General features: G+C 70.6%; 21 protein-coding genes. 9 read left to right on the plus strand and 12 right to left on the minus strand.

Annotated features, from left to right (window positions below; translation table 11 throughout):
• Nucleotides 1-40: 40 nt before the first annotated feature.
• Nucleotides 41-1,000 (minus strand): NADH-quinone oxidoreductase subunit H, encoded by a 960-nt coding sequence (locus ACFQV6_RS17790; RefSeq protein ID WP_378028593.1) that lies wholly within the window; start codon nucleotides 998-1,000, stop codon nucleotides 41-43.
• Nucleotides 1,000-1,803, minus strand: a complete 804-nt coding sequence (locus tag ACFQV6_RS17795) for an NADH-quinone oxidoreductase subunit C (protein WP_378028594.1) — start codon at nucleotides 1,801-1,803, stop codon at nucleotides 1,000-1,002. The genes ACFQV6_RS17790 and ACFQV6_RS17795 overlap by 1 nt, the downstream gene beginning before the upstream one ends.
• Nucleotides 1,804-1,947: 144 nt before the next feature.
• On the opposite strand from ACFQV6_RS17795, the gene ACFQV6_RS17800 reads away from it, so the two are divergent.
• The 4 genes from ACFQV6_RS17800 to ACFQV6_RS17815 all read left to right on the plus strand — a co-directional run bounded on the left by ACFQV6_RS17800 (nucleotide 1,948) and on the right by ACFQV6_RS17815 (nucleotide 4,681).
• Complete coding sequence (locus ACFQV6_RS17800) at nucleotides 1,948-2,472, plus strand: RNA polymerase sigma factor (protein ID WP_378028595.1); 525 nt, start codon at nucleotides 1,948-1,950, stop codon at nucleotides 2,470-2,472.
• Nucleotides 2,469-3,464, plus strand: coding sequence for a hypothetical protein (locus tag ACFQV6_RS17805; RefSeq protein ID WP_378028596.1), 996 nt, complete (start codon nucleotides 2,469-2,471; stop codon nucleotides 3,462-3,464). Before ACFQV6_RS17800 ends, ACFQV6_RS17805 begins: the two co-directional genes overlap by 4 nt.
• Before the next feature lie 102 nt (nucleotides 3,465-3,566).
• Entirely contained in the window at nucleotides 3,567-4,070 is a 504-nt protein-coding gene (locus ACFQV6_RS17810) for an RNA polymerase sigma factor (protein ID WP_378028597.1), read from the plus strand.
• On the plus strand, nucleotides 4,067-4,681 hold the full coding sequence (locus ACFQV6_RS17815) for a hypothetical protein (protein WP_378028598.1): 615 nt from the start codon (nucleotides 4,067-4,069) through the stop codon (nucleotides 4,679-4,681). Before ACFQV6_RS17810 ends, ACFQV6_RS17815 begins: the two co-directional genes overlap by 4 nt.
• Nucleotides 4,682-4,703: 22 nt before the next feature.
• Here the strand turns inward: ACFQV6_RS17815 and ACFQV6_RS17820 are convergent, their stop codons facing one another.
• Nucleotides 4,704-6,005, minus strand: coding sequence for a DUF2252 domain-containing protein (locus ACFQV6_RS17820; protein WP_378028599.1), 1,302 nt, complete (start codon nucleotides 6,003-6,005; stop codon nucleotides 4,704-4,706).
• 49 nt (nucleotides 6,006-6,054) lie between these two features.
• Between ACFQV6_RS17820 and hemC the strand changes: the two genes are divergently transcribed.
• On the plus strand, nucleotides 6,055-7,020 hold the full coding sequence (gene hemC / locus ACFQV6_RS17825; RefSeq protein WP_378028600.1) for a hydroxymethylbilane synthase: 966 nt from the start codon (nucleotides 6,055-6,057) through the stop codon (nucleotides 7,018-7,020).
• 31 nt (nucleotides 7,021-7,051) lie between these two features.
• Here the strand turns inward: hemC and ACFQV6_RS17830 are convergent, their stop codons facing one another.
• From ACFQV6_RS17830 to ACFQV6_RS17840, 3 genes are all read right to left on the minus strand, one after another.
• Nucleotides 7,052-7,573, minus strand: coding sequence for an NADH-quinone oxidoreductase subunit B (locus ACFQV6_RS17830; protein WP_378028601.1), 522 nt, complete (start codon nucleotides 7,571-7,573; stop codon nucleotides 7,052-7,054).
• A 114-nt stretch (nucleotides 7,574-7,687) separates the two neighbouring features.
• Nucleotides 7,688-9,106 (minus strand): pyridoxal phosphate-dependent decarboxylase family protein, encoded by a 1,419-nt coding sequence (locus ACFQV6_RS17835; RefSeq protein WP_378028602.1) that lies wholly within the window; start codon nucleotides 9,104-9,106, stop codon nucleotides 7,688-7,690.
• Nucleotides 9,103-10,440 carry an MFS transporter gene (locus ACFQV6_RS17840; RefSeq protein ID WP_378028603.1) on the minus strand — a complete coding sequence of 446 codons (1,338 nt, stop codon included), beginning with the start codon at nucleotides 10,438-10,440 and terminating at the stop codon, nucleotides 9,103-9,105. The genes ACFQV6_RS17835 and ACFQV6_RS17840 overlap by 4 nt, the downstream gene beginning before the upstream one ends.
• A 48-nt stretch (nucleotides 10,441-10,488) precedes the next feature.
• Between ACFQV6_RS17840 and ACFQV6_RS17845 the strand changes: the two genes are divergently transcribed.
• On the plus strand, nucleotides 10,489-11,880 hold the full coding sequence (locus ACFQV6_RS17845) for a gamma-glutamyltransferase (protein ID WP_378028604.1): 1,392 nt from the start codon (nucleotides 10,489-10,491) through the stop codon (nucleotides 11,878-11,880).
• 12 nt (nucleotides 11,881-11,892) lie between these two features.
• Here the strand turns inward: ACFQV6_RS17845 and ACFQV6_RS17850 are convergent, their stop codons facing one another.
• Nucleotides 11,893-12,819, minus strand: a complete 927-nt coding sequence (locus ACFQV6_RS17850; RefSeq protein ID WP_378028605.1) for an NAD-dependent epimerase/dehydratase family protein — start codon at nucleotides 12,817-12,819, stop codon at nucleotides 11,893-11,895.
• 100 nt (nucleotides 12,820-12,919) lie between these two features.
• Between ACFQV6_RS17850 and ACFQV6_RS17855 the strand changes: the two genes are divergently transcribed.
• The gene (locus ACFQV6_RS17855; protein ID WP_378028606.1) at nucleotides 12,920-13,603 is read left to right on the plus strand and encodes a TetR/AcrR family transcriptional regulator; all 684 of its coding nucleotides are present in this window, start codon (nucleotides 12,920-12,922) and stop codon (nucleotides 13,601-13,603) included.
• 89 nt (nucleotides 13,604-13,692) lie between these two features.
• On the opposite strand, the gene ACFQV6_RS17860 is transcribed toward ACFQV6_RS17855, so the two are convergent.
• Nucleotides 13,693-14,490 carry a class I SAM-dependent methyltransferase gene (locus ACFQV6_RS17860; protein ID WP_378028607.1) on the minus strand — a complete coding sequence of 266 codons (798 nt, stop codon included), beginning with the start codon at nucleotides 14,488-14,490 and terminating at the stop codon, nucleotides 13,693-13,695.
• 40 nt (nucleotides 14,491-14,530) lie between these two features.
• Nucleotides 14,531-14,836 (minus strand): MGMT family protein, encoded by a 306-nt coding sequence (locus tag ACFQV6_RS17865; RefSeq protein WP_378028608.1) that lies wholly within the window; start codon nucleotides 14,834-14,836, stop codon nucleotides 14,531-14,533.
• Nucleotides 14,837-14,898: 62 nt separating this feature from the next.
• Here ACFQV6_RS17865 and proB point away from each other — a divergent pair, with 62 nt between their 5' ends.
• The gene (gene proB / locus ACFQV6_RS17870; RefSeq protein WP_378028609.1) at nucleotides 14,899-16,011 is read left to right on the plus strand and encodes a glutamate 5-kinase; all 1,113 of its coding nucleotides are present in this window, start codon (nucleotides 14,899-14,901) and stop codon (nucleotides 16,009-16,011) included.
• A gap of 31 nt (nucleotides 16,012-16,042) precedes the next feature.
• Entirely contained in the window at nucleotides 16,043-17,284 is a 1,242-nt protein-coding gene (locus ACFQV6_RS17875; protein ID WP_378028610.1) for a glutamate-5-semialdehyde dehydrogenase, read from the plus strand.
• Between the two features lie 318 nt (nucleotides 17,285-17,602).
• Here the strand turns inward: ACFQV6_RS17875 and ACFQV6_RS17880 are convergent, their stop codons facing one another.
• From ACFQV6_RS17880 to ACFQV6_RS17890, 3 genes are all read right to left on the minus strand, one after another.
• Nucleotides 17,603-18,409 carry a prenyltransferase/squalene oxidase repeat-containing protein gene (locus ACFQV6_RS17880; RefSeq protein WP_378028611.1) on the minus strand — a complete coding sequence of 269 codons (807 nt, stop codon included), beginning with the start codon at nucleotides 18,407-18,409 and terminating at the stop codon, nucleotides 17,603-17,605.
• A 186-nt stretch (nucleotides 18,410-18,595) separates the two neighbouring features.
• Nucleotides 18,596-19,777: an adenylyltransferase/sulfurtransferase MoeZ gene (gene moeZ, locus ACFQV6_RS17885; RefSeq protein ID WP_378028612.1), complete on the minus strand. Its 1,182-nt coding sequence runs from the start codon at nucleotides 19,775-19,777 to the stop codon at nucleotides 18,596-18,598.
• Nucleotides 19,778-19,884: 107 nt separating this feature from the next.
• Nucleotides 19,885-22,305: a DUF3152 domain-containing protein gene (locus tag ACFQV6_RS17890; RefSeq protein WP_378028613.1), complete on the minus strand. Its 2,421-nt coding sequence runs from the start codon at nucleotides 22,303-22,305 to the stop codon at nucleotides 19,885-19,887.
• Nucleotides 22,306-22,343 lie beyond the last annotated feature (38 nt).

Raw genomic sequence — 22,343 nt, forward strand, 5'->3', positions numbered from 1 at the left:
TGCCCGCTTCGCCCATCCGGCGCGACCTCGGCCCGCCGCCTCACAGCAGAGTTTTGACCGCGGCGGTGAGCACCAGCTGGGCCAGCGCGACCGGAACGAGGATCAGCCAGCAGAGACGCTGCAGCTGATCCTCGCGCAGACGGGGGTAGCTGACCCGCAGCCAGATGATCACGAAGGACAGCGCGAAGATCTTCAGCAGCGTCCAGAGCCAGCCCAGCTGATCAGCGAACGGGCCGTGCCAGCCGCCCAGGAACAGGACCGTGGTCAGGGCGGCGATCACGACGATGCCGACGTACTCCGCCAGCAGGAAGAAGGCGAAGCGCAGGCCCGTGTACTCGGTCATGTAGCCGAAGACCAGCTCGGAGTCGGCGATCGGCATGTCGAACGGCGGGCGGCGGATCTCGGCGAGACCAGCGATGAAGAAGACGAGGGCGGCCGGGCCCTGCCAGATCAGCCACCACGGCTGCCACGCCTCGACGATGCCGGGCAGGCTGAGCGTTCCGGCGGCCATCGCGACGCTCGCGGCGGCCAGCACCAGCGGAAGCTCGTAACCGAGCAGCTGGGCGGCGCCGCGCACGCCGCCGAGCAGGCTGTATTTGCTGGCCGAGGCCCAGGCGGACATCAGCACGGCGACCACACCGATGCCGAGGACGGCCAGGACCAGGAAGAGGCCGATGTCCAAGCTCTGTGCGACCAGGCCGCCGGGTCCGAGGGGGATGGTCAGGATGACGATCAGGTACGGGAAGAGGGCGACGATCGGCGCCAGCCGGAAGACGGTGCGATCCGCGTCCCGTGGAGTGATGTCCTCCTTCTGGACGAACTTCACACCGTCGGCGATGAGCTGCGCCCAGCCGTGGAAGGCGCCGGCGTACATCGGGCCGACCCGGCCCTGCATGTGTGCCATCACCTTGTGCTCGGCCTGGCCCACGACCAGCGGCAGGACGAGGAAGCCGCCCATCACCGCGGCGACCCGGATCAGGAGGTCCAGCCAGAGCGGCATCAGGCTGTCTCCCCGTCGGTGGGCGGCTGCTCGGGCGTGGCCGGTGCTTCCGCTTTCGGATCGCCCGGCGCGCCCGGGGTGGCTCGCGGTGTTCGGGCCGGGCGATCAGCCGGGGCCGGGCGCTCGGCGCGGGCCGGGCGCTCACCCGGGGCCGGGCGCTCGGCGCGGGCTGCGCGGGCCGGGGTTTCCGGGGGTGGGACCTTGCCCTTGAGCGGGCCCCACTCGTTCGGGTCGGGCACGCCGGGCGGGCGCATCGGGGCACGCTTGGCCGCGCCGCCCTCCGACTCACCCGGCTCCTTCGCGCCCGGCCACGGCTTGGCCACCCGGGACGCCAGCACGAACTCCTTGCGCAGCGGATGCCCCTCGAACTCCGGCGGCAGCAGCAGCGGGCGCAGGCCGGGATGGCGGGCGAACACGATGCCGAACATCTCGTGCGTCTCCCGCTCGTGCCAGTCGGCGCCCGGATAGAGATCCACCAGGGACTCCACGAGCGGGTCCTCGCGGGACACCCGGGTGCGCAGCAGCAGGCCGTGCCGCCGCCGGGTCGACCAAAGATGGGCGACCACCGAGAAGCCGCCGTCCAACTCGTCCACCGCGGAGAGCCAGTCGAAGAAGTCGCAGCCCACCGCGCCGGCGTCCCGGGCCGCCTCGGCGGCGAACCACCAGCGGCCGACCGGCACGTCGACCACGGCACGGGCATGGCCGGGGCCGCCGCCCGAGACCTCGGCGGTGACGGCGCCCAGACCGGGATCGTCCGTCGCCAGCAGGGCGACCAGCCGGTCACCGACCTCTTCGGGCGTCATGGAGGACATCCTATGATCCGGGGCCCGTTCGCGACCCCGCGCCGGGCCTCACACGAACCCGTCCTGGCATCGCGGCGTTCCGGCCCCGTGCAAGAAGCTGTCCGGATGTCGCAGCGTTCCGCCGGGGTCGCGCGTGTAGTTGCTGTGAGCGCCATAACCGATCGGGAGACACCCATCACGCCACGGGAGCATCCGCCGAGCTTCGACGAGGTGTACGCGGCGAGCTACACCGACCTCGCGGTGCAGCTCTACGCGTACTTCGGGGACCGGCAGGAGGCGCAGGACGTCGCCCAGGAGGCGTTCTGCCGCGCGCTGGCCCGCTGGGACGGCATCGCCGGCTATGACGATCCGGTCGCCTGGATCCGCCGGGTCGCCTGGAACCTGGCGGTCAGCCGCTGGCGCCGGGCCCGGACCGCGATGAACTTCCTGCGGCGGCAGCGGACCGACGAGCCGCGGATCGACGGCCCGGGTCCGGAGCGGGTCGCCCTGCTCGCAGCGCTCGGCAAGCTTCCGGCGGCCCAGCGCCGGGCGGTCGTGCTCCACTACCTGGCCGACCTGCCGGTGTCCGAGATCGCCGGGCGGGAGCGGGTCCCGGAGGGGACCGTCCGCTCCTGGCTGACCCGGGCCCGTACGTCCCTCGCGACCGAACTGAACGGAGGCCCGCAGTGAACGACACCCTGGACGAGCTCTTCGCGGACCTGCGCGCGCAGGCCGTACGCGAGATCCGCCCGCCCGGCGCCACGGCTGCCCGGCGGACCGTGCGCCGTCGCCGCACCACCACGGCCGTGGCCTCGGCCTGCGCCGTGCTCGTCGTCATCGGCGGAGGACTCGCTCTCGCCGGCCAGTCCGGCACCGGCCCGGCTCTGGTGGTCCCGGCAGCGAGCACCCTGGCTCCGGACAGCGCGGAAGGGCTGGCCGCCACCGCCTTACGGACACTGACATCGAAAGACACGAACGCCGCCGGGATGGACGTGTCGTCGCCGGTCGTCGCCGGTTACGAGCGGACCGAGCGGATGTTCCTGCCGCGGTTGAAGCTCGACGCCGCCTGCGCCGGGACCGGCACCATCACCCTGGTCGTCACCGGAGACATGCTCAACGACAAGCTGAACCGGTTCAAGGACCGCGAGCTGACGCGGATCCCGGTGCGGTGCGAGCCGAAGCCGGTCCCGGTCAGCTGGGAACTCAACGCCGGAGTGTTGGAAGAGATCACCTTCAGCCTGGCGGACGTGGGGGCCGCCGCAGGGCGGGCCGGCTTCGCCTATCGGGTCACCGAGCGGAACGGGGCACCGATGGCTCCCAACGACCCGCTGGCCGGCGTACGCACGGTGCTCGGCATGGAGGACGGCACTCCTTCCCGGGCCGGCGGCAGCACTCCGGAGACGGAGCCCGGTAAGACGTTCGGCGAGGAATCCCAGCACGCCGAGTTCCCCGACGAGCGGTACACGCTCGCGCTGGCCTGTGGCGGCACCGGCACCTACACCCTCCAGATCCGGCGTGACGGCAGGGTGCTGGCCGAACACGCGGTCGAATGCGCCTGGCCGCCGGCCCGGCGGGACTTCCGGATCGACGGTGCGCTCGGCAAGGATGTGTCGTTCTGGTCGCGCTACGAAGCGCCGCCCGGCGAGATCGCGGAAACCGGCTGGTCACTGATCATCCGGTGAGGTCCGAGAAATTCGGCGGCCGGGGTGCAACCGGCCGCCGGACGATCGCGTGTAGTCGCCGTGACAGCGACGACCAGGACCGGAACGGAGATACGGATCGACGTGCGCCACGACCGGCCCTCCTTCGACGAGGTGTACGCCGCGCACTACGCCGATCTCACCGTGCAGCTCTACGCGTACTTCGGGGACCGGCAGGACGCCCAGGACGTGGTCCAGGAGGCGTTCTACCGCGCCCTCGTCCGGTGGAACCAGGTCGCCGGGTACGACGATCCGGTCGCCTGGATCCGCCGGGTGGCCTGGAACCTGGCGGTCAGCCGGTGGCGGAAGGCGCGTACCGCGCTGAGCTTCCTGCGCCGGCAGCGGATCGCCGAGCCGCACGCCGACGGCCCCGGCCCGGAGCGGGTCGCCCTGATCGCCGCGCTCGGTGACCTGCCGCACGCACACCGGCGGGCGCTGGTGCTGCACTACCTGGCCGACATGAGCGTCGGCGAGATCGCCCAGCGGGAGGGCGTCGCCGCGGGCACGGTGAAGTCCTGGCTGCACCGGGGGCGTGCCGCACTGGCCGCCGAGTTCGACCTGACCGAGAGCGCGGGAGGTGCGCAGTGACCGACCGGATCGAGGACCTTTTCACCGGCTTGCGGGCCGAGACCCTTCCCACCGTCCGGCCGCCGGGGACCGCGCCGCTGCGGCGTGCCGCCCAGCGCCGGCGGGCGGCCCTGTCGGGGGCGGCGGCCCTCGCCGTGCTGGCTGTCGCCGGACTGGCCGCGGCGATCCAGCCGGGCCACGATTCGGTGCCGGTGGCGTCGCCTGCTGAGGGTCCCTTCCAGACCGCTCCCGTCTATACGGCTGAGACGCTGAAGGCCCGGGTGGCCGAGTCCCTCAAGATCGACGATCCGGAGCATCCGGAACCCGGCGAGATCGTCACCGCCTTCGGCTCCGTGCCGCATGAGGCGGGCCGGGTGCTGCCCGGCGGCACCTACGACATTCGGCTGACCTGCTACGGATCGGGCGGGATGAGCGTCACGACAAGCACCGGGGCGGTCGGCCAGGTCCCGATGGTGGTGGTGCAGGACGTGCCGTGCGAGACCACCAGCACCCTGGTCATCTCGGTCCCGATCGTGGTGCCGGGACCGAGCGGGACCGTGATGGTACGGATCGAGCCGCACGTTGCCGGCCCCGGCCGCGCCGCATTCGGCTGGACTGCTCGGCCGGCATAGGGAGCCTCGAAGGGTACTGACCTCACAGGCCGGGGAGGCGGCCGTTGCGGAAGACGTCGACGAAGTCCTGGTGGTCCTCGCGGGCCTGGTCACCGTACCGGTGAGCGAAGTCAACCAGGTGCCGGACGAAACCGGCCTCGTCCTTGTCGACCACCGCGACGATCGCCTCCTCGGTGGAGAAGTCGACGAGGTCGTGACTGGACTCGTCGTCGGCCACCGAGTGCATCCGGGCCACCGCGCGGCCCAGGTCGGCGACCACACCGCTCAGCTCCTCCGGCTCGTTCACGTCTGCCCAGTCGAGGTCCGCGGCGTACGGCGAGACCTCGGCGACCAGCTGACCGACGCTGTCGAGCTCGGTGAAGCCCAGCCACGGGTCGGCGTGAGCCTGCAGGGCGCGCTGCGATTCGGCCGTACGGTGGCCCTGGTGCTTGAAATAGCCCTTGACCCTCTCGTCGTCGATCCAGCGAGCCACCGCCGGCACCTGCGCCTGCTTCATGTAGATGATCACGTCGTTCTCGAGGGCCTCGGTGTGCCCCTCCAGCAGCAGGTTGTACGACGGCAGCCCGGCCGAACCGATGCCGACGCCCTTACGCAGCTTGATGTCCTTGATCCGCATCGAGATCGGGCGGGTCGACTCCGGCAGCGTGCCCAGGTAACTGTCGAACGCCTCCCGCACCTTCGCGGCGGCCGCCTCGTCGACGTCGAAGACACCCTCGCCGAGGGAGAACCGCCGCTCGTATTCGTCGATCACGGTCTGCCCGGCCAGCAGGTCGACCCGGGTGTTGAGCCGCGCCTCCTGAAGCACCCGGCGCAGCACGCCGTCCGCGTTCGCCAGGGTGATCGAGCCGATCGCGTCGTCACCGCCGTGCGCGATCGCCCGCAGCTCGGTGAGATAGGAGCCGGCGAACCGCGTGACCAGCGCGGTGATGTCGTCGTCGGAGAGCGCCTTCGCGTAGCCGATCAGGGCCAGGCTCGCCGAGAACCGCTTCAGGTCCCAGCTGAACGGGCCGACATACGCCTCGTCGAAGTCGTTGACGTTGAAGACCAGGTGGCCCGACGAGTTCATGTAGGTGCCGAAGTTCTCCGCGTGCAGGTCACCGTGGATCCACACCCGGCTGGTGCGCTCGTCCAGATAGCTGTCGTCGCGGTGATCCGCTGTCAGGTCGGCGTAGAACAACGAGGCGCTGCCGCGGTAGAAGGCGAACGGCGACGCCGCCATCTTCCGGAACTTCCTGCGGAAAGCGGCCGGGTCGAGCGCCATCAACTCGCCGAACTCGCGGGTCAGGACGTCGATGATGAAGTCAGCACGAGACTGAGAGCCCATGCGGGTGAGGCTACTCAGCAAACGGGGCGTAGCGGCTACGCTTCCCGCTATGTCCGCTTCCCGCGTGCTGCGTATCGGAACACGTTCCTCCCCGATGGCGCTCGCCCAAGTCGAACGCGTCCGGCAGATGCTCGCCTCCCGGCGGCCGGAGATCACCGTCGAGGTCGTGCCGCTGACCACCAGCGGCGACCGGTGGCAGGGCTCGCTGTCCGAGCTGGGCGGCAAGGGCGCCTTCACCAAGGAGGTGGACCAGTCGCTGCTGGACGGCCGGGCCGACCTGGCAGTGCACTGCGTCAAGGACGTCCCCGGCGACCGGCCGGCCCCGGCGGGCACGATCTTCGCGGGCTATCTCGAGCGCGACGACGTACGGGACTGCCTGGTGCACCCGTCCGGGAAGCGGATCGACGAACTACCGTCCGGTGCGCGGATCGGCACGTCGGCCGTACGCCGCATCGCCCAGCTGGCCCTGCACTGGCCGCACCTGACCCCCGTGCCGATCCGCGGGAATGCCAATTCCCGCCTCGCCAAACTCGACGCCGGCGAGTACGACGCACTGCTCCTCGCCGTCTCCGGCCTGCACCGCATCAACCAGCCCGAACGCATCACCCAGCCGATCGGCGTCGACACGTTCGTGCCCGCGGTCGGCTCCGGCACACTGGTCCTGCAATGCCGGCAGGACGACGGCGCGGCCCTGGAGATCGCGGAGGCGCTGGACGACCGGCGAACCGCGCGCGAGACCGAGGCCGAGCGCACGATGCTGCACATCCTCCAGGGCAACTGCCAGTCGCCGATCGCCGGTTACGCCCGCACCGAACCGGACGGCCGGATCAGCCTGCGCGCCCGGGTGATCAGCCTGGACGGCAAGACCGTGCTGGACGCGCACGAGTGGGCGAACGACCCGCTCGTCCTCGGAACCTCGGTCGCGGCGAACCTGCTCCGCCAGGGCGCCCGCGAGATCCTCACCGCCGCGGCTCCTGGCGATCTTGGACAACCGAACCGCCCAGGACCGGCTTAGATGTCCAACATCGTGGGGGTCGGCGATCCGCTCAGGCCGGCGGCTTGACGATCGGGGCGGTGAGGGAGAGCGCGTCGGGGCGGTGCACGCCACCCAGACCGGAGCCCTCGGCGGCGATCTTCTCCTGCAGGCGCAGGATGCCGTGCAGCAGCGCCTCGGGCCGGGGCGGGCAACCGGGCACGTAGACGTCGACCGGGATGATCTGGTCGACGCCCTTGGTGACCGAGTAGGAGTCCCAGTAGGGGCCGCCGCAGTTCGAGCAGGAGCCGAACGAGATCACGTATTTCGGCTCGGGCATCTGGTCGTAGAGCCGCTTGATGGCCGGCGCCATCTTGTCGGTCACGGTGCCGGAGACGACCATCAGGTCGGCCTGCCGCGGCCCGTGCGCGAACGGGATGACACCGAGGCGCATGAAGTCGTGCCGGCTCATGCTCGACGCGATGAACTCGATCGCGCAGCAGGCCAGACCGAAGTTGAACACCCACAGGGAATAGCGGCGCCCCCAGTTCAGCACGAACCGGATGGGTTCACCGAGCACTCCAGGTAGGGCCATCCGGTCAACCTAACCCATCCGGATAAGGCTCGGTCAGCGTCATCCGCGTGCGCGCCACCTCAAGCACCCGCTCGGGGCGCGGCCCCTCGGTGACGCAATGACGCAATGATTGCGTCATTGCGTCACTGGTCGCTGCAGGAGGCTGAGGAAGCCGGTGAGCAACGCTTCGCGGAGGGCGGGCGGAGCCGCGTTCAGCAGGGAGTTCACTGCGGCCATCTGGCTGAAGTCGCCGCCGCCGAGGCCCAGCCCTTCGGCCAATTCCGCGATCAGGGCGGGCGTGATCATTTCCGGCGTCAGCGGTGGGAGGGGTGGCAGCTCGATCGGGCCGCGGGCGCGGGCCGCCTCGGCGGCCGCGGTGAGGTCGGCGGCGAACTGGGGTGCTGTTGCGCGAACGGAAGCGGTCACCGTGAGGTGGATGGTCGGGGGCAAGTCGGCGTATGCCATCTGGGGCTGGGTGTGCCAGCCGCGGGCGGCCAGCTCGTCGGCGAGCACGAACAGGTCGACACCGTCGGATGCCAGGCAGACCACGCTGGTCTCGGCGGGGGCGTACAGGCGTACCCCGTCGGTGGCTGTCACCGCGTCGGCGAGGATGGACACCGCCTCGCGGGTTTTCGCTGCCAGGTCCAGGTAGCCGGCGTCGCCGATGGAGCGGAGCGTGGCCACCGCGGCGGCGATCGGGCCGCCCGAGCGGGTGGACGAGATCACCGGGTTGATCATCGTGTAGCCGGGCCAGCCGGCGTAGGCGAAGTACTGCGGCAGGCGCAGTTCCTCGTTGCGGTGCAGCAGCACCGAGACCCCTTTGGGGGCATAGGCGTATTTGTGCAGGTCGACCGAGATGCTGGTGACACCGGGCACGGACAGATCAAAAGCGGGCAGGTCCACCCCGAGCCGTCGCAGATAGGGCAGCACCCAGCCGCCGAAGCAGGCGTCGACGTGGAATCGGACGCCGCGCTCGGCGGCGATCGCCGCGATCTCCGGGACGGGATCGACAACACCGTGTGCGTAACTCGGTGCGGAGGCCGCGACGAGCACGGTGTCCGGGCCGATTGCCGCGGCCATCGCCGGCGGGTCCGCCAACAGATCGTGCACCGGTACGACGTCGAGCTCGACCCGCAGGTAATGAGCCGCCTTGGCGAACGCCGCGTGTGCGGTGGACGGGACGACCAGGCGGGGGTTCGTGATCCGCGGGTTCGCGTCGCGGGCCGCCTTCACCGCCAGGATCAGCGACTCGGTGCCGCCGCTGGTGACGCTGCCGACCGTCTCCCGGTCTCCGCCGAGCAGCCGTGCGGCCGCGCCGACGAGCGCGTTCTCCATCGCGAGCAGGGACGGGAAGGCGGTCGGGTCCAGGCCGTTGACCTGGGCGGAGACGGCGTACGCGGCGCGGGCCAACTCGTCCAGCCCGTCGACAGCCGGATCGTAGACGTACGCGAAAAGACGCCCGCCGTGTGTCGGCAGGTCTCCCCCTCGCAGTTCTCGCAGCTCGGCGAGGACCTGCTCGCCCGCCACACCCTTCTCCGGCAGCGCATCGATCATGCCCGTGACGTTATCCGCTCGTCGTAGCCGCGCAGTAGCAACACGGCGACTCCGACAAGCAGTGCGGGCACGACGGTGAAGCCGAGCAGCACACCGAGGCGGGCGGAATCGGTCTGGCCGGCCGCCTCGCCGGTGGCGGAGGACGTGTAGCCGAAGATCTGCAGCAGCAGGGCGTAGATGCCGGGGCCCAGTGCCAGCCCGAGGGTCTCGCCGGCGGTCCACAGGCCGGTGAAGACGCCGGCCTGGCGGCGGCCGGTGCGCTCGGTGTCGTACGCGATGCAGTCCGGCAGCATGGCCAGCGCGAAGACCTGCTGGCCGGCGTAACCGACGCCGATCAGGGCGACCAGCAGGTAGACGGCCACGGCGGGCAGGGCCCGGGAGCCGAGCAGGATCAGCGCTCCGGCGGCGAAGATGAGCGAGCCGGTGATCAGGGAGCGCAGTTTGCCGTACCGCTTGCCGACCGCGGTCCACAGCGGCATGACCAGCAGGGCCGGCCCGACGAAGGCGGCGAACAGGAACGTCGCGCCGGACTTCTGCTCCAGGACGTGGTCGGCGAAGTACTGCACTCCGGCGAGCATGGTGCCGATGCCCGCCGCCTGGACGATCCAGCAGATCAGCAGGGCACGGAACGGGGCGTTGCCGGCCGCCACCCGCAGCTGCGCACGAAGGCTCGGCTCGGCTTCACCGGCCGTGCGGGAGTGCGCTTTCCGCGTACCGAAGAAGGTGGCAAGCGTGCCGAAGACGATGAGCGTGCCCACGAAGGCGCCGGACCACCGGTGGCCCTCGCGGCCGCCGCCGGTGAGCTCGACCACCAGGGGCGCGACGGCGCCGGAGACCAGGATCGCGAGGGCCAGGACCGCGACCCGCCAGGTCATCAGCCGGGTGCGCTCGGCATAGCCGTCGGTGAGTTCGGCGGGCATCGCGACGTAGGGGACCTGGAAGAACGCGAAGGCGGTCGCCGCGGCGAGGAAGGCCACCGCGACGTAGGCACCGGAGGCCGCCCCGCCCGGGAACGGGGCCAGGAAGATCGCCGCGAACAGCACACCAAGCACGAGCCCGGCGATGAGCAGAAACGGCCGGCGCGACCCGCTGCGGTCGGAGATCCGGCCGGCCACCGGGTTGACCAGGACGTCCCATGCCTTCGGCAGCAGGACCAGCAGACCCGCCACGCCGGCCGCCACGCCGAGCGTGTCGGTCAGATACGGCAGAAGAAGCAAACCGGGCACCGTGCCGAAGGCGCCGGTGACCAGGGAGCCCAGCGAATATCCAGCCAAAACACCGCGAGGCAGCACACTCGTCTGAGGTACCACGGGAGAGGGACCGGCCGTCGTCATGGACGCGCATCGTAACCATGATCGCGTCGCTCCGCCTACGCTCGCCGCATGAAAAGCGTCGCGGCCGGCGTCGCCGCCAGCCACCCGGCCACCGCCCGCACCGGTGTGCGGATCCTGCAGGCCGGAGGGTCCGCGGCCGACGCTGCGGTGGGTGCGGTCCTGGCCTGTTGCGTCGCCGAGACCGTCTACACCGGACTCGGCGGTGGCGGGTTCGCCACCTTCTTCGAGGCGGGCACCGGCAAGGTCACCTGTCTCGACTTCTTCGTGGCCGTCCCAGGGCTGGACGGTGACCGCAAGGCCGAGCCGATGGTCGCGGTCGAGGTCTTCTTCGGCGGGCTGCCACAGGTGTACTCGATCGGCGGCGCCAGCGTAGCGGTTCCCGGTGTGCCCGCCGGCCTCGGTGAGGTGCACAAACGCTGGGGACGGCTGCCGTGGGCGGAGGTGGTCGCGCCGGCCGCCGGGCTGGCGCGGACCGGGGTGCTGCTCCCGGCCGCACACGCTCGCACGCTCGAGGCCTGCGCGCCGGCCCTGACGTACGGGGAGGGTGCGGCCCTCTACGCCCCCGGCGGACAGCTGCTCCAGGGCGACGAACTGCTCCTCCTACCCGGGCTCGCGAAAGCCATGGACGCGATGGCCGCCGACGGGCCCGACGTCTTCTACACCGGCGAGTACGCCTCGGTGCTCGTCGACACCGTGCGCGCGGCCGGCGGAGCGCTCGGCCTGAAGGACCTCGCCGAATACCGGGTCGCCGAGACGCCCGTCGACCACGCGATGCTCGCCGGCTACCGGGTGCACGCCCGCCATGATCTGAACCGGACGGTGGACACCATCGGGGCCCTTCCGGCTGACCTGTCGAGGCCGGCCCGGGCCGTCGGGGTCGCCTCGGCGTTGCGCAACAAGGGTGTTCAGCGGCTCGGCGACACCACGAACGTGTCGGTGGTCGACCCGGAGGGCAACGCCTGTGTGATCACCACGACGCTGGGGCTGGGTGCCGGGGTCTGGCTGCCCGGCCTGGGCATCAACCTGAACTCGATGCTGGGCGAGGGTGAGCTGCTCACCGACGATCTGCTGCCGGGGCGGCGGATGTCGTCGTACATGTGCCCGCTCGTGGTGATCGGCCCGGACGGCGGGCTGACCGTGGCGGCGGGCTCCGCGGGTGCGTCCCGTATCCGTACCGCGCTGGTGGACACGCTGCTCGGCGTCCTGGTCGACGATCTGAGCGTGCCGGAGGCGATCGCCCGTCCCCGGTTCCACGTCGTCGAGGACACCGTGCACGCCGAAGCCGGCTGCCCGCCCGCGGACTTGGCCGCGTTGGCGGAAGCCGGCTGGCAGGTGGTCGAGTGGCCGGAGGTCAACCACTACTTCGGCGGGGTGACGGCGGTGGGGCAGGCCGGTGCGGCGGGCGATCCCCGGCGGGGTGGTGTCGGCCTGCTCCTCTGAGATTCGGGCCGTTCAGGCCATCTTTCGGGCCGCGATGGCGTCGGCGTCCGCGGCCGTTTCGCGGAGGCCCACCTCGAGGCCGGTGGCGGTCAGGCCGAAGGTGCGCTCGGTGAGGGAGCTGTCCAGGACGAACGGGAAGTAGAACTGGTAATCCATTTCGGCCAGCTCTCGGGCGATCGGGACGGCCAGGCCCGCGGTGCGCATCACGAAGCGCGGGAGCTTGCGGATCTTCAGCGGCGGCTGGCCGGTCATCGTGGCATAGCGACCCGCGAGCTCGCGGATGGAGATCGGGGCGGGCGAGGGGACGTGCCAGGCTTTACCGTACGACCGGTCGTCGCCTGCCAGTTCGACGAGTGTGCGGGCCATGTCACCGGTGTAGGTGAAGGTGTGCGGCACGTCGACGTCGGCCGGGGCCCACGCCGTACGGCCGGCGCGGATGGCCGGGAGCAGGACCGCCGAGAAGATCCCGGCCGCACCGGCACCCAGGTAGTCCGAGGCGCGGGCCTCGAAGGTGCGGACACCGCTGTCCAGGGCGTCCTGCCACATCTTGATGCGGATCCGGCCCTTGCGCCCGGTCGCGGCGAGCGGGGAGCTCTCGGTCATCCGGCCGCCGGGCTGCCGACCGTATCCGTAGAGGTTGCCGGTGATCGCGTACACCGCGTCGTTCGCCTTGGCTGCGGCGATCATCGCGTTGTTCATCGGGAACCACTTGGCGGCCCACTCGGTGTACTTCGGGTTGGCGCAGTTGTAGAGCACCTCAGCACCCTTGGCGAGCTCGGTGAGGCGGCGCGCGTCAGCGGCGTCGGCGGTGACCCGCTCGATCAGCTGATGCTCGGGGCCGCTGCCGCTGCGCGTGACGATCCGGACGGTCTCGCCGCGCTCGGCGAGCAGACGGGCGACGGTGGAGCCGATCGGACCGGAACCGACAACAACCTGCATGGCGTTCTCCTTTGCGAGCACTGCTCTCTGTCGAGAACAACAGTCTCACTTGCTTGGCCGTCGCGCAAGAGCAGTGCTCTCGTTGTGGCACACTGGCCTGATGAGCGCCGCCAACCTACGAGCCCGGGTGCGGGCCGAGATGACCGACGAGATCAAGGCGGTGGCCCGGCGCCACCTGGCCACCGACGGGGCGAACCTGTCCCTGCGGGCGGTCGCCCGGGACCTCGGCATGGCCTCGTCCGCCGTCTACCGCTACTTCGCCAGCCGCGACGAGCTGCTCACCGCGCTGATCATCGACGCGTACGACGCGGTGGGTGCCGCCGCGGAAGAGGCGGCCGCGAGTGTTGAGGGTGCGCTGGAGAAGTGGCTGGCGGCCGGACATGCGGCCCGGGACTGGGCACTGGCCAACCCGCACGAGTGGGCGCTGATCTACGGGAGCCCGGTGCCGGGATATCAGGCACCGCAGGACACGATCGTTCCGGCCAGTCGGGTGCTGTTGCTGCTCGGGGAGACGTTGGCTACCGCGTATCGGGCCGGGGAGGTGCCGTCGCGGGAGCTTCCTGCTGGGCGCTATGCGGAGGAGTTGGGGGTGGTGGCGGCCAACTACTACCCGGATCTGCCGGCGCGGGCCATCGCTGACGCGATCAGCGGGTTCTTCCAATTGTGCGGTGCTATCAGCGCGGAGTTGTTCGGCCAGTTGAACAACTCCGTCGACGAGGATCGGCGCGGGTTCTTCGAGTTCCAGATGCGCGGGGCGGCCGCCCAGGCGGGACTCACCGCCTGACGTCCTCTCGCTCCCGCTCCCGGGTCCCCCGCGATCTTGGACAGCTGGACCGGCTATAGGCGGCTCAGATGTCCAAGATCCACGAGAGGCTAGAGCTGGCGGGCGTGGAGGACGTGACCGCCGGGGGTGTCCAAGGGGACGTCGGGGCGGTTGAAAAAACGGGCGCCCATCGCGGCGGGGCCGAGGTCCTCGATCTCGCCGAAGCCGCGTCGGCCCAGCTCGGTGGCGATCTCCGAGGGCTCGAAATACGTCAGCCACGGCTCACCGAGCCGCGCCACCCGCTCCGCCCGGGCCTCCAGCTGCGCCCGGCGCTCGGCAGTCATCCGCTCCAGCGGCTGCGCGTAGTCGAGCGCCACCTCGTTCCCCGCACCAGCAGCGATGTAGTCGAGCGTCTCGCCGAATCCCTCAGCGGTCAGATAGGGCACCACGCCCAGCCAGAGGAAGAACGCCGGCCCGTCGAGGTCCAGCCGCAGCGGCTCCTTCTCCAGGTCGACACCCGCGTGCTCAACACCGTCCGGAATCTCGATGCCCGCCTCGGCGAGCCGCCCCCTTTTCCACGCCTGCGTGTCCGGATGATCAACCTCGGTCACGCGTAGGTGAAGGGGGTTGCGGTAGGCGTACGTGTCCAGGCCCGCACCGACCACCACCACATGCCGCACACCACGCCCGGCCGCCGCAGCGATCGCGTCCTCCGCGAAGCGATGCCGCGCGGCGACGAACAGCCGCATGCCGCGCCGCGGTGCGTCCGCCAGGAGATCATCTCGCGCTTCACCGAGGATGGGTACGGCAAGAGCGTCCTCGAAGATCGCACCGCCATCAAGCACCTGATGGGCGGCCCGGTAACGCGCCGCGCTGTAGGCCGTGCGACTCGGCTCACCGTGCTTCATCGAGGCATCCATCCTGCCCTTATCGGGCATCCGCCGGCCTTCATCGGGGCATCCACCCGGCCTCGCCGATGAGCACCCGCTCGCCCCGCATCGGCACCCCCTCGCTCAGCAGCCGGGCCCTGGCCTCCTGCTCGTGACCGGGTGGGAGCCGCCCGCCCCCGTTGCACACCCGATGCCACGGCACCCCTCCGCCGTGCAGGGCCATGATCCGGCCGATCTGTCGCGGAGAGTTGCGGCCGGAGCGCTCGGCCAGGGCGTCGGCGATCGCGCCGTAGGACATGACCCGGCCCTCGGGGATGCTCTCGACCAGCGCCAGAACCTCTTCGACGTACTCCTGCGGTGTCATCACCCGCCACGATATGGGATCTGGCAAGGATCGACAGGGGCCTGCCGAGCACAATGGGCCTGGTGCGAGATGTGGTGACCGGTGCGCGCCGGATCGTGGTGAAGGTGGGGTCCTCCTCGCTGACCACCGCGTCGGGCGGCATTGACGAGCAACGGGTCGACGCCCTCGTCGACGTTCTGGGCGGGCTGTCCGCCGAGGGGCGCGAGGTTGTCCTCGTCTCCAGCGGCGCGATCGCCGCCGGGCTGGCCCCGCTGCAGTTGCGCCGCCGGCCGCGTGATCTCGCCACCCAGCAGGCGGCCGCCTCGGTCGGTCAGGGCCTGCTGATCGGGCGTTATGCGGCCGGTTTCGCCAGGCACGGCCTCACCGTGGGCCAGGTGCTGCTCACCGTCGACGACGTGACCCGGCGCGCGCACTACCGCAACGCGTACCGGACACTGCGCAAACTTCTCGACCTGGGCGCGGTGCCGATCGTCAACGAGAACGACACGGTGGCCACCGAAGAGATCCGGTTCGGCGACAACGACCGGCTCGCCGCGCTGGTCGCCGCACTGGCCCAGGCCGACCTGCTGGTGCTGCTCTCCGATGTGGACGCTCTCTACACCGGCAGTCCGTCCGACCCCGCTTCCCGCCGCATCCCGCTGGTCCGCGACGACACCGACCTGGCCGGCATCAGGATCGGCTCGGCGGGCAAATCCGGCGTCGGCACCGGCGGCATGGTCACCAAGGTCGAGGCGGCCCGGATCGCCACCGGGTTCGGTATCCCGGTCGTGCTCACCGCCGCGCCGCTGGCCGGTCAGGCGCTCGCCGGCGAGGAGGTCGGCACCCTGTTCGAGGCAGCCGCGCAGCGACCGGCCGCCCGGCTCTTCTGGCTGGCCCACGCCACCGCACCGCGCGGCCGGCTGCACCTGGACGCCGGAGCGGTCGCGGCAGTGGTGGCCCGCCGCAAGTCCCTGCTCCCGGCCGGTATCACCGCTGTCGACGGTTCCTTCGCGGCCGGTGATCCGGTCGACCTGGTCGACGCCGGCTCCGGGACGCCGGTGGCCCGTGGGCTGGTGAACTACGACGCTGTGGAACTGCCCGCGCTCCTCGGCCGGTCCACACCGGAGTTGGCCGCCGCGCTCGGTCCAGGCTATGAACGAGAGGTCGTTCACCGTGACGACCTCGTGCTGCTGTGATTCGTCTATTTCGTCTTCGGAGAGGTTTGCCATGAGCGTGCTGGAGCAGGCGGCCGCGGCCCGGGTCGCCGCCATCGACCTGGCCGGAGCCACCCGGGCCGAAAAGGACAGGGCCCTGCTGCTCATGGCCGACCGGCTGGTGGAGCGCACCGACGACATCGTCGCGGCGAACGAGGTGGACATCCGCAACGGCCGTGAGGGCGGGCTCTCCGAAGCGATGATCGACCGGCTGACGCTGACCCCCGAGCGGGTCGCCGCGATGGCCGACGGCCTGCGCCAGCTCGCCGCCCTGCCCGACCCGATCGGCGACGTGGTCCGCGGCTCCACCCTGGCGAACGGGCTCGAGCTGCGACAGGTCCGTGTCCCGTTCGGCGTGGTCGGCATGATCTACGAGGGCCGGCCCAACGTGACCGCCGATGCCGCCGGCATCTGCCTCAAGTCCGGCAACGCGGCACTGCTGCGCGGCTCCGGCTCGGCGTTCTCCTCGAACGCGGCGATCGTCTCCGTGCTGCGCAAGGCCGTCGCCGACGCCGGCCTCCCGGCGAACACCGTCCAGCTGCTGGACGCCACCACCCGCGACTCGGTCAAGGAGCTGATGCGGGCCCGCGGCCTGGTCGACGTGCTGATCCCGCGCGGCGGCGCCTCGTTGATCAAGACGGTGGTCGAGCAGTCGACGGTGCCGGTGATCGAGACCGGCGTGGGCAACTGCCACGTGTACGTCGACGCGGCCGCCGACCTGGAGAAGGCCCTCGGCGTCACGGTCAACTCGAAGACACAGCGCCTCTCCACCTGCAACACCGCGGAGTCGCTGCTGGTGCACGCCGAGATCGCCGACTCGTTCCTGCCGCTCGTGCTGGAGGAGTTCGAGGCGGCCGGCGTCACGGTCCACGGCGACGCCCGGGTGGCCGGTTACAGCAACGCGGTGGTCCCGGCCACCGAACAGGACTGGGGTACGGAGTACCTGTCCGCCGACATCGCGGTAGCAGTCGTCGACTCCTTGGAGGACGCGCTCGACCACATCCGCCACTACGGAACCGGCCACACCGAGGCGATCGTCAGCGAGTCCACCACCGCGACCCGCCGCTTCACCGCCGGCGTCGACGCCGCCGCCGTCATGATCAACGCATCGACCCGGTTCACCGACGGTGGCGAGTTCGGCTTCGGTGCGGAGATCGGCATCAGCACGCAGAAACTGCACGCCCGCGGCCCGATGGGCCTGCCCGAGCTCACCTCCACCAAGTACGTGGTGACAGGCAACGGCCACACCCGCTGACCTCTCCCGGGGCGGCGGCGGTCCCGCCGCCCCTACTCCTCCACCCCAGCTGGCTGCCAGTGCCGCCTCAACGCCCCGCAGACAGCACCCACAACCAGCCCACTCAACCCGGCTGGCTGCCAGTGCTGCCCCAACCGCCCGCAGACAGCACCCACAACCAGCCCGCTCAACCCGGCTGGCTGCCAGTGCTGCCCCAACCGCCCGCAGACAGCACCCACGCCCAGCCGACTCAGCCAGCTGGGCGTCAGCGTTGCTTCGGAGAGCGCAGAAGGAAGAGGGCGCGGGAAGCGGGTGCGGGAAAGCGGGAGAGATGACGGGCTAAGAGCGGCAGGCGCGCAACGCCGTCAAAGTGGTGTTCACGTCGAACAACGGCCCCTCGTTGCTGTCCCAGCCGCCATCGCGGCGCTGCGTCTCCGAGAGCCGCTTCCGCGCGTTCTGCAGCAGCCAGTCGTCACCGAGATTCACCCGGCGCAGCACCGCGGCCATCGAAGCCACATCCGCCGGGGACATCTCCGACAGCCGCTCCCCCAGCACCAGCTGCACCCGGGCCGACTCGTAGAAGTACTGCTGCTGGTGCAGCAGGACGGCAGCGTGCCAGCCGGCCGCCAGGAACGACGGCCAGGTGCCGTCGGGGCGCAGTTGGGAGGCGACCCACCCGGCGGCGGACGTCAGCACCTCGCCGAAGAGGGACCGCGACTGGTAGGGGTCGGCCTCCACGGCGGCGGTGGTCAGCCAGAAACCGGCCACCGAGGTCAGGTAGAGGGTGGCCTCGGGATCACCGGGCATCGCCCACGGTGGGGCCTGGTCGGCGAGTGTCTCGTTCTCCTGCCAGGTGCCGTCGCCGCGCTGGGCGGTGGCGAGCCACTGGAGGGCCCGCTCGACGACGGGACCGCGCAGGCCGCCGAGGTCGTCGAGCTCGGCGAGGCGGAAGCAGGTGGCGTCGACGGATGGGACGGAGCCCTCTGTCGAGGCGGCCCAGCCGCCCTCCGGCATCTGCCCGGAGGCGATGCGGTCCACGACTTCCTCCGGCGCGGGTTGTCCCGTCCGGAGGTGGGACAACCTCGCCCGCTCGACCGGGTCACCATGGGCGACCACGTACCCGATCGCGGCGTCTATATCGACCACGATGGTGACGCTACCTCGCACTCTGCTTTTCCGCTGCGCCATTCTCACGCTGAGGAGTCACCCGGGTGACTCCTCAGCGTGAACCTGCCACTACAAATCAGCACCAGGAGAATGACAGGCCATCACGGACGAGGCGGCAGGTCATCATGACGAAACGACCAGCCCGGAACGAACGAAAGCGACAGCTCAGTACGACGGAAGCGACGGGTCGACAGTGCTGACCCAGGACACGATGCCGCCCTGGACGTGCACGGCGTCCTTGAAGCCGGCCGCCTTGAGCGCGGCGAGAGCCTCAGCCGAGCGCACACCCGACTTGCAGTGCAGCACGATCTGCCGGTCCTGCGGGAACCGAGCGAGCGCGGCACCCGAAAGGATGTCGCCCTTCGGGATCAGCGTCGCACCGGGAATCCGGTTGATCTCCCACTCGGCGGGCTCGCGGACGTCGACGAGGAAGATGTCCTTGCCGGAGTCCTGCCAGTCCTTGAGCTCGCGGGCCGTGATCGTCGCGTTGGCCGTCGCCTCCTGCGCCTCGACCGAGACCGCGCCGCAGAAGTCGTCGTAGTCCTCCATCAGGTCGGTCAGCGTGGGGTTCTCCCCGCAGAGCACGCAGTCCGGGTCCTTCCGGACCTTGATCTTGCGGTACTCCATCTCCAAGGCGTCGTAGACCATCAGGCGCCCGACGAGCGGGTCACCGATACCGGTGATCAGCTTGATGGCCTCGTTGACCTGGATCGAGCCGATCGACGCGCAGAGCACACCGAGGACGCCGCCCTCGGCGCAGCTCGGGACCATGCCGGGCGGCGGGGGCTCCGGGTAGAGGCAGCGGTAGCAGGGACCGTGCTCCTCCCAGAACACCGACGCCTGACCGTCGAAGCGGTAGATGGAACCCCAGACATACGGCTTGCCGAGCAGCACCGCGGCGTCGTTGACCATGTAGCGGGTCGCGAAGTTGTCGGTGCCGTCGACGATCAGGTCGTACTGGCTGAAGATCTCTTTGACGTTGTCACGGTCCAGCGCGGTGTTGTGGATGACCACGTTCACCAGCGGGTTGACCTCGGCGATGCTGCGCGCCGCCGACTCCGCCTTGGGCGTGCCGATGTCGGAGACGCCGTGAATGATCTGACGCTGAAGGTTGGACTCGTCGACCGTATCGAAGTCGATGATGCCGAGCGTGCCCACGCCGGCCGCAGCCAGGTAGAGCAACGTCGGCGAGCCGAGGCCACCCGCGCCGACCGCGAGGACCTTGGCGTTCTTCAGCCGCTTCTGCCCGTCCATCCCGACGTCGGGGATGATCAGGTGACGCGAATAGCGGCGGATCTCATCGACGCTCAGCTCGGCAGCCGGCTCGACGAGCGGGGGCAGAGCCACAGTTCACTCCCCGGGTTAGGTGGTAAGGATCGCCGCCATTGTCGCTCGTCCGGCGCACGAATGCCCATGACGTCGAACACGGCCCGCCATGCGGGATCGCGGAATATTCAGGCGGTCGGCTCGCCGGCGTACCGTTTGCCGTCCAGATAGGGCCATGCGTTGCGAGTGCAACCCTTGAGACCGTAGGTCTGCGGCATCATCACCGGCGCCTTCGCACCGTCACCCGGGCACGCTTCGTGACCGTGCCCCAGTTCGTGGCCGACCTCGTGGTTGATGGCGTACCGGCGGTACTCGTCGAGGTGCCCCACATAGTCCGGAACCCCCTCCTCCCACCGCTCCGAGTTGATGATCACCTTGCCCGGCACCCGGCACGACGTGAAGGCAGCGGTCTCCAGGCCACCGGTCGCGCACATCCGCTCCGACGTACGCGGCGACGCCAGATAGATGGTGAAATCGGCGTTGTCCGCGTCGTTCGGCACCCGTCGCAGCCGCAGCCTGCCGTTGTTGGTCCAGCTCCGCTCGTCACCGAGCGTGCTGTCGATCCGCTCGGCGAAATCAGCCGGCGCCGGACCGCCGACAGTCTTTTCGACAGCCACTTTGAAACGGTGCAGCCGCCCTGACGATCCGAGCATCGGGCCGCGCTTCTTCGCGTACCCGAACTCTCCTGCCTTGGCCTCGGTCTTCGCGACCGGTTCCTCCGCCGCCTGCGTCTGGCCCGCCTGGGCCTTCGGCGTAGCCGCCGGCACGTTCGCCGCCGGCACGTTCTCCGCCGAGCCGACACCCGCCGGTTCGGCCGCACGCTGCGCAGCCTCCCGGCCCGGTGCGACGGGTCGCTCATCGTCGCGAAGCTGATGTCCGATCACCAAGATCAAGACCACAAGCATCATGTACGCGAGAAGCAGCGCTCGCCGCCGTCGCCTGATCGTCCGCACCGACATCGCGGGAGGCGCCGCATGCCGGGCCCCCGAGTCGGTACGCGAGTGCGCCGGCACGTAATCCTCGTCGCCCCGGGAAAGCACGCTCGGTAGGAAGGCAGAGTCGGGCTCTTCGTGATCGGTTTCGGTCGTGTCCCGCTTTTGCTCAGCCTTCTTCTCGGCCGGGGGTGGCGGCACGTAGACCCCGTCGGCCGGGATCTCCTCGGTTTCCTCCTCGTGCGCGGGAGGGAGTGCGGCCGGGGCTTGTGTGCTGTTGGGGAGTGCTCGAGCGGGGACGTAGAGGTTCTCGGTGGTGTTGCGTTCGAGCAGGCCCGGTGGCGGCCAGAGGTTGTCGGGTAGTTCCGCGGGCAGGCGGAGGCTCGCCGGGAGGCCGATGGGCGGGCGGTTCGCGACGTGCGGGTAGCCGGTGCCGGTGCGGTCCTCGGCCGCCGCCTCCTCGGGAGTCGCCTCCTCGGGGGCCGTCTCGGCGGGGTTCGGGGTCGCCCAGCTGAACGGCTCCGGGTAGGTCTCCGCGGGCCACGCCGCCTCTGTGGGCCTTGACGACTCGGTGGGCCTTGACGGCTCGATGGGCCCTGACGGCTCGATGGGCCCTGACGGCTCGGTGAGCCTTGGCGGCTCGGTGGGGCGGAAGCGGCTCGGGCGGCGGGCTGGGAGTGTCAGGGCGCGCGAGACCGTGAGGGCGGGCTGCTCGTCGACGGGCTCGGGGGTGCGGGGCGTGGAGGCTGCGAGCCGTTCGGCGGCGAGTTCGACGATGCCGCGGGCGACCAGTTCGCCGGTGGGTGCCGGGGCCGGTGGCTCGGGTTGAGGGTCGGCCTGGGGTTCGGCGGGAGCGATTGGGCGAGGCTTTGCCGGGGCGGCGGCGCGGGCGGCGGGCCGGCGAGCTGGGCGCGGTTCGACGGCCTCGGGCTCTTCGGTTGTCTTCCGGGTGGCGGTGGTCTTGGTGGGACGGGTGGTGCTTTTTGCCGCCTTGGCCGGGGCGACCGTGCTCTTGGTGGCCCTGGCGGTGCGGCGGGCCGGTTTCGCCGGCTCAGTTGCGGGCTCGGCTGTGGGCGCGGTTGTGGGCGAGGCTTCCGGCTCGGCCTTTGCGGCGGCCGTGGTGGCACGACGCCTGGTCGGCTTGGCGGGTGCGGCTGTGTCCGTCTCCGGAGCCTTTGCCCTGGTCCGCTTCGTGGTGGAGGCGGGAGGAGCATCGGGTGACGGTTCGGCGGGAGCGGTGGCGGTCTTGCGGGCCGTCGATCGGGTGGACGTCGATCGACTCGACGTGGACTTGACCGCGGGTGGCTTGACCGCTGAGGGCTTGGCTGTTGCCGCGGAGGGCTTGGCCGTCGTGCCGGAAGACTTGGTCGGCTCTGCGGCGACCGTGATCATGGACTTGGTCGCGGTGGCCGCTACCGCCCGGTGCCGTCCGACCGGCTCACCGGCGCCGTGATCGTTGGAGCCGTGATCGTTGGCGTCAGGATCGGCGGTGGCCGGGTGGGGCTCTGTCGGCAGGCCCGCCATCAGGGCGGCCTCGACTCGTGAACGCTCGGCCAGGGCGCTCCGGTCAATGCCGGAAGCGCCCGGCTCAGCAGGAGTATTTGTCGCGTTTGCCATAGCAAGCGCCAGCCTGCCATGAGTGATCGCCTGTCACA

It is taken from the genome of Actinoplanes sp. GCM10030250 (assembly GCF_042666575.1).
Lineage (GTDB): Bacteria > Actinomycetota > Actinomycetes > Mycobacteriales > Micromonosporaceae > Actinoplanes.